This is a genomic window from Streptomyces sp. NPDC094147, from assembly GCF_044764265.1.
Lineage (GTDB): Bacteria > Actinomycetota > Actinomycetes > Streptomycetales > Streptomycetaceae > Streptomyces.
The window spans coordinates 23584-30598 of sequence record NZ_JBIWHT010000047.1 but is presented as its reverse complement, the minus strand read 5'-3'; the positions used below and the strand labels follow the sequence as shown (position 1 = coordinate 30598).

At 64.0% G+C, this 7015-nt stretch carries 2 protein-coding genes and 2 pseudogenes; 2 read left to right on the top strand and 2 right to left on the bottom strand.

Going from position 1 to position 7015, the window contains the following annotated elements:
• Positions 1–142: 142 nt before the first annotated feature.
• Entirely contained in the window at positions 143–3901 is a 3759-nt protein-coding gene (locus tag ACIQ8J_RS33855) for an alpha/beta hydrolase (protein ID WP_403277676.1), read from the bottom strand.
• A gap of 938 nt (positions 3902–4839) precedes the next feature.
• Between ACIQ8J_RS33855 and ACIQ8J_RS33850 the strand changes: the two are divergent.
• Positions 4840–5204: pseudogene (locus tag ACIQ8J_RS33850) on the top strand (transposase family protein); the annotation flags it as partial.
• Here the strand turns inward: ACIQ8J_RS33850 and ACIQ8J_RS33845 are convergent.
• Positions 5192–5695: pseudogene (locus ACIQ8J_RS33845) on the bottom strand (transposase family protein); the annotation flags it as partial. The pseudogenes ACIQ8J_RS33850 and ACIQ8J_RS33845 sit on opposite strands and share 13 nt — an antisense overlap.
• A gap of 179 nt (positions 5696–5874) precedes the next feature.
• Between ACIQ8J_RS33845 and ACIQ8J_RS33840 the strand changes: the two are divergent.
• Positions 5875–6858, top strand: coding sequence for an IS110 family transposase (locus tag ACIQ8J_RS33840; RefSeq protein ID WP_403277675.1), 984 nt, complete (start codon positions 5875–5877; stop codon positions 6856–6858).
• Positions 6859–7015: the final 157 nt, after the last annotated feature.

Genomic DNA, 7015 nt, shown 5'->3' with positions numbered 1-7015 from the left:
GGCCCCCCGAACGAGCCTGCTGTGGTTGACACTTCACACGCTACGCCGAGGGGACCGATCTTGTATCCAGCGATCAACTACCGGTGATCCACCCATGAATGACGCTTGGTCAAAACCGGGAAGAGAAGGTAAAGGAGTGGTTCTATTGCACAGGAAGACGAATGTCGACACCCCTGGGGATAAGCTTGTCCTTGGTGTCATTTCGCTTCATTGGGCCGAAAATCCATTCGTTCAGGCCGTGGATTTCCCGCCAACGCGTCCCGTCCCCGAGTTGACTTGCGGCGATCTCCTTAAAGGACATGGGCTTTGGCAGTCTGTAGACCCCAGAGGGTTCCGGCGTTGCCTCCGAGACGTTCTCCGACGCGCCGCCTGGCACGATTATGCGGATTTTTCCGTCACGTTTCAGAGCGATCATTGACTTGTTCCCCGACCAACTGAGGGTGTACGACGTAATGTTGTCATTTGACACCGTAATGTCGGTCCCACCTCCGGATACCACGCTGATGATATACGCATCAGGGCGACCCTCTATCGCCCCTATTATGCGAGTGGATGTCGAACCAAAATTTCGTCGCAGGCTGAACATGCGGGGATTTTTTGTCGACGCTTGAAAGACGGCCGTAAGGTCATCAACTTCGAAAGCATCTACCGTTTCTCTGTAATTGGGAGTGTAGTTCGCTGCGGCGCTGCCTATGATGGGTTCGGTACCGAAGTCTGTCTGGAGGACTCTTTTTTCTCCATAGCGGCCGGCCCACCTCTTGCCGTCCACCGACCCGCCGACGAGTACGTCTCCAAAGGCGCCTTGGGCGACCCTGTCACGGCTGGCTTTTGCGGCGACTTTGCCCAGCTCGTTCGAAAATGCCTGATGAATTATCGCGGCGGTGTCGTTGTCTTGATTTGCTGTCACCTCGACCTTGGGTCGCGCCGGGGCCTTCCCCATCTTAGAAGCAATGTAGCCCGATAGCTTGGGCCTACTGCCCACCAGCTTCAACCAATCGTTTCTGGCGCTCACCCCCTTCCCTTCCCAGGCTTTGTACTCATCGGACTGTTTCTCGTATGCCCCGATGTCGAGCTGGCAGTATTGCGTGGCACCCCCGTACTCGATGACGAGGATCCCTTTTCGATTTGGATCGAAATACATGCCGCGTATTTCTGTCAGGCCATTGGCGGGCAGCGGGAAGTCGTTCGGCAGTGCCACCTCTTTTGGGCCTAGATTACTTCGCGTGTAATCCTCGAATGCTCGAAGATAGTACGCTACACCTCCACCAATTATCTCTCCTCTGAACAATGCGTAGAGTACGCCACTGTCGCTGAACGCCAGGGCGTGAGGTCCCTTTTGGTCGGAATTGCTGGATCGGGTCCATACCGGAGAGCCAGTTGAGAACTGCTGGGTGAGATGGCTGTTGAGCTCCCTTTTCTCCTCGCATATGGTCACGCCTTGAGTCGTCGAGAACCAATCCTTCATGGTGACCAGGTGCGCTTGGCCGGTCGGCGTGACGTGCAGGAAAGTGCGACCTCCTGCTTCCCTGGGAAGGTATGTCACGGCCCCGCCGCTCAGCGCGCTGCCTTCTTTCACGATGCGGCCCCACATCTTTGGCCCGCGCGAGTCGATGCCGACACTTCCGGCGTTCAGGAACCTGTACAGCATGGCATCGATGTTTGGTTTGATTTGATCCTTTGTGTATTTCAGGTTGAGCATGCTCTTGTCGACTGCGAAGCCCTGATTGGACGGGTGCGTCTCCCAGGCCTTTTCGAAACCGGCTGCTTGCGCATCGGCCGCCTGGAAGGCCAGGATCGCGATCTTAAGAATTTCTCTCCGGTAACGTTTTCCGTGAAGACCGGCTCCCCCCTCATCCGCGAGGGTTGCCGCGTATTCGTCCGTCATCAGTCGACGTGCGCGATCCAAGGTTTGATCTATCTGCCTGACAGCGTTTTCCTGAAACTGCCTGCGGGCGGCATCTTTCGCTGCCAGTGTGCTGACGAATGCCTCTGCTTTCCCTTTGACGAAGTCCGCCACCGCAAAGAGCAGGCCAACGTGAGGGTACGCCAGCATGACCGGCAGGCTGACCAGTCGTGTCGTGTACCAGATGCGATCTGTTTCATTCGTCGCCCTTGCGACGCCCGCGAGGTCACCTGCCCCGGGCACCAGCGCTTCGATGATGGTCTGGTAAGCGACTCCCCGGTCAGGTCGTGTATTCCAGTCGATACCTCTCTCGACCAGCATTTTCCATCCGTCGAAGTCCAGCTCAGTGACGCTGCCAAAGGTATTGATGACATTGCGTCGTTGCCTGGACCGTACGGCCTGTTCCGTGCCTCGTTTTTCCTCCCCTGTCTGCTTGGCAGGCCGGGGCAACGGGGTGTTGGTGGGGGGGTTGGTGAAGGGGCGGGCAAGGAGGCTCTTGTGGCCTTCGAGGATGAGGCCGGCCCGCTTCTTGTAGGGGGTGACTTTGTGGCGGTTTCCGGTGACGATGCGGGCGAGGTTGGTGAGGGATTCCCGTGCGGGCTGGGTTTCGGTGGCTGGGTCGTAGTAGCTGGTGTGGGCTCGTTCCCGGTTCTTTTCCCAGTTGAGGGCGGGGTCGGGGGTGTACTCGGTCTTGAGGCGGGTGACCTTGCCGGTGGGGTCGTACCTGTAGTGGGTGGGGTCGATACTGAAGAAGTTGGACTTGCTGACGGGGTCCAGCTTGTGGGCGGCGGCGAAGATGCGGGTGGCGGGGATGTTGAGGTGCTGGGCGCGGCGGCCGGTGCCGGGGCTGCCGAAGAGGACGAGGTAGTCGGCTTCTCCGCCGCCGAGGGGTTCGCTCTTGTAGGCTGCGCGGGCTTGGTTGACGGAGCGCATGACGGTCGCTTTCACGGGGCGGTACACGTACGCAGCGGCTGAGACGAGCGTGGGGTCCGTGGCGAGCTCGGCGATGGGCAACGCCTTCATGGCGCCTTCGGTCACGGCTTCTGTCCAGGTGCCGCCCTGCATTCCCTTCTTCGCGCCGGCGGTGAGGGGGAAGAGGGAGAGGACCTGGCGGACCACCTCACGGTTGAGACCGGCGTAGGCGCCTTTGACTGTGTCGGTGACGCCGCCGGGCTGGGTGCGCCGCATGAGGGCGTAGCCGGCCACAACGCTTCCGTAGCTGAAACCGTTGACGGTGATCTGGGGCTGTTGCGGGAGGCCGGCGCTCTTGCGGGCGGTGCTGTTCTTCCAGAGGGCGCGCCAGTGGGCGAGGTCGATGTTGAGGAGCCTGGAGCCGTCCTTGGCATACTTGTCGTCGCTGGCGTCGCCCTTGCCCTTAAAGATGTCGCGGGGGGCCTTGTAGCCCTGCCAGGCGATGATGGCGACCTTCGCCCCGGGGGCGACGCTGCGGCATTCGTCGTGGACGGTGCGGGCTCGGCGGACGAGCCGGTCGAAGTTCGAGGGATCGCTGCCCATGCCGGGGACCAGGACGGCGACGTGGGCGGCGGTCTCGATGTCGCCGAGGGCGACGGCCATCCGGCCCACGCCCTCGAAATCCGGCTCGTATGACAGGACGTGGCACGGGAGCCCGGATCCGGCGGAGAGGGCCTTGTTGAGGTGGCAGGCGTTGGCCCTGCGGAGATCCTGGGGTGCCGTCTTCCGGGCGGTGCCGGCGATCCGGGACATGTCCTGGAACTCGGGCTCGCCGCCCTGGAGCGCGTCGGCGATGGCGTCTTTGGCGGCCGCCACATCACGGCGGGAAACTTCTGATGTGACGTCGGCGGGGCCTGCGGGTGCGGGCGCCGGCCGGGCCAGGTCCGCCGCAAGGTCCTCCCTGTTGGCCGTGTCCGCCTGGGCAAAGTCGTGGGGCTGGCCGGCCTCGAGGCTGAGCTCCTGCGCCGGTTCGATCCCCTCTGCCACAAGTGCGCCGGGTGCCCAGTCACGCGCGGTGCCAGACACATCATTCGATGCTCCCCGGGAATCCGCCCAGACGCCCAGAGCCGCTTCCGCGCCCGCCGGCACAGAACCGCTCTGCGCGGACGGTGGAACGGGTCGCTGAACGGGCCGCCGCTCCGGGGCCGGGGACGGTTGCGCGGAGGCGTACGGACCGATGGTCATGTCGTGGCTGTCCTAGCTTCTCGTGATGCGGCGAGGCGTCAGATTCATCAGGAGGCCCCGTCCATGCGATCTCGGCCTCTCGGGCAGCAGCCACCCACGTCTGCGCGGCGCCCGTGGAACCGCGAACGCGGGGAAAGGGGAAGGCGTGTCACATGGCCCCGCCAACCTATGGCGGGGCAAGAACGCCGGTCCGTATCTTTCCGAGGACACCGGTGCGCCAAAGGTCGACAGGTGACGAGGCCGGAGCTGGAGTCTTCACAATGCGCGGCGGCGTATGCGGTCGAGGTCATCCGCTGTATCGACCGGGGTGGTGATCAATTGACCTGCGAAGGAGCAACCCGATTGCCTCGACGGGGTGCGATGGTGTCCCGCCGGGTGGTGTAGCAGCGATCTTCACGCAGCTCCTGGTTATGGCGCGGCCATCGTGCAACTCTCCGAGTAGCGATGCTCGTTGAGAGGGGGTGACGCGATGGCCTTGCCCCAGTACTGCAGCCGGTTGTTCACGTGATGTGATGATGACGGACTTGTTGGGGTGTATGGGGGCTGATGCTGCCGCCGGGTCTGGTCCGGCGTGATGAGTTGACTGCGGACGAGGTCCGGTCCTGGGATGTGGATCTGGAGGCGCTGTGTGCGTCGGTGGACGATGTGTTCCGTCGGCCGGCCTCGCGGGAGAACCTGCGGGCGATGGTGCGCGGACTGCTGTCCGACTTGCCGCGCAAGAACATGTGGCAGGTCGCGGAGGCGGCCGGGCATGCCTCGCCGGACCGGTTGAGGAGATCAACTCGCCCTGGCGGAGGCTCGGTTGCTTCAAACAGGCCCTCCTCGCGCTGGCGCCCCTGCGGAAGAATGAGACGTTCGCCCAGGTCGGCGCCGGGTTCGGGGTATCGGAGACGACCGCGTGGCGCTACGTCGACGAGACACTCGACGTGTTGGCCGCGTGGGCCCAGGACTGCGGGAGTCGCTGGTGGGTCTGGGTGACGGCGACTTCGTCGTCGTTGACGGTACCCTGATCCCCACCGACCGGATCAGGGCGGACGAGCCGTACTACTCGCAGAAGCACCGGAAGCACGGGATGAACGTGCAGGTCATCGCCCGTTCGGACGGGACACCGCTGTGGTTCTCGCGAGCCCTGCCGAGTCGGACACCCGTGTTGATGATCCGGTGGGTGCGGGCCGCGGTGAGGTCGTGGGTGCGGCCGGGCAGCACCCGTGAGATCCACACGATCCTGCCCGCCGGGTCGGTGAGGACCTGCAGGTTCACCCCATGCCGGCGGTGCCTGCCGCTGTAGTCGCCGCGGCTGTCACCGACCCGGTCACACTCCGCCAGGGTGCCGTCCACCAGCACATACTCTGCTCGCGCTTTCACCTCCCGCAGGGCCGCGGTGAGCCCCGGCGCCCGGCGGGCCAGCAGCGCGACGACGGACCGGACATAGGCATGGGCGGTGCCGACACTGATCCGGAAGCCGACCGCGATCGGGGCCAGGGTGGTGTGCTGGCGCAGGTATACCAGCGCGGCCGGCGCACGTCCCGACGAGCGGAGCTTGCACCTCCGGTCACCCTCCCGGAGGACGATCAGCATCGTCACCGTCTCCACGAGTGCGTGCGGAAGGTCGATTGCTGCAGGATACGTAACCAACGGAGCAGTGATGATGGTGCCGTGGTTCACCGCCAGGCCTGACTCTCAACAGAGCTGACATCCAACGGGGTTGTCGTGTAGGGGATCTGTCGGCTCGCTGCGGTGGTCCACGACGCACACGGCCGGACGGACGTTTCGTGACCTGATAGGAGCTTGGGCTAGAAGCCCCTGTCACTGCTTTGTCCGCCCGCCCGACCGGCGTGTGCTGCCTCCTGGAACTCTGCGGAAGGACAGCACCACCATCATGGCCGATCAGCACCGTCCGCGCGGTCGGCGTCGCAGGCACCGGCTCCTACGGAATCCAACTCGCCCGCGTCCTCGCCGCGGCCGGCCTAACGGTCTTCGACATCAACCGACCCGATCGACGGATCCGGCATCAGCACGGCAAGTCCGACCCGATCGACGCCTATGTAGCCGCCCAGAACGTCGCCGCGGGCCGAGCAACCATCATCCCCAAAACCCACGCCGGCGCCGCTGAGGCACTTCGCCTCCTGCACACCGCCCGCACGTCTGCCGTCAAGGCCCGCACCCAGGCCATCAACCAAATCCGCAGCCACCTCGTCACCGTCCCCGACGCACTACGTGACCAGCTCCGCAATCTATCCGCCAGCGATCTGATCACCACGTGCGCCCGGCTGCGGTCGGCCACCGACCTGACCGGGCCGGTGGCCGCTGCCAAGTTCATCCTGCGCCGACTTGCCCGCCGCTACCAACAACTCGACCTCGAAATCAACGAGTATGACGCCGAGCTGAGCACGCTTGTCATGCAGGCCGCGCCTGACCTGCTCTCTGTCTACGGAGTCGGGCTGGAGACAGTGGCCCGACTCCTCGCCGCAGTGGGTGACAATCTCGAACGCCTCCACTCGGAGGCGGCGTTCGCCCATCTGTGCGGGGCCGCTCCGATCTCGGCGTCGTCCCCCCGACGTGACCGTCACCGCCTCAACCGAGGCGGGAACCGGTCCGCCAACGCCGCCCTCTACCTCATCGCCGTGGTCCGCATGCAACACGACCGCCGCACCCTCGACTACGTCACCCGCCGCACCGCACAGGGACTACAGAAGAAGGACATCATCCGATGCCTCAAGCGCTACATAGCCCGCGAGATATACAGAGCCCTGACCTGCACGATCACCACAGAGATCTATCTCCAGAACCCCGCTTGACGGGAGATAGGAGTATCCCCTGGGCTGGAGAGTTGAGCCTCGACACCTCTCTCAACAGCCCAGGGGCTCCGCCCGTTCTGCCCCACCACCATGTCACCCGATCAGTGGCCGCCCTGAAAAGGCCCCTCCATCGGTGGCGTCTTCCCGAGGCCGAGGG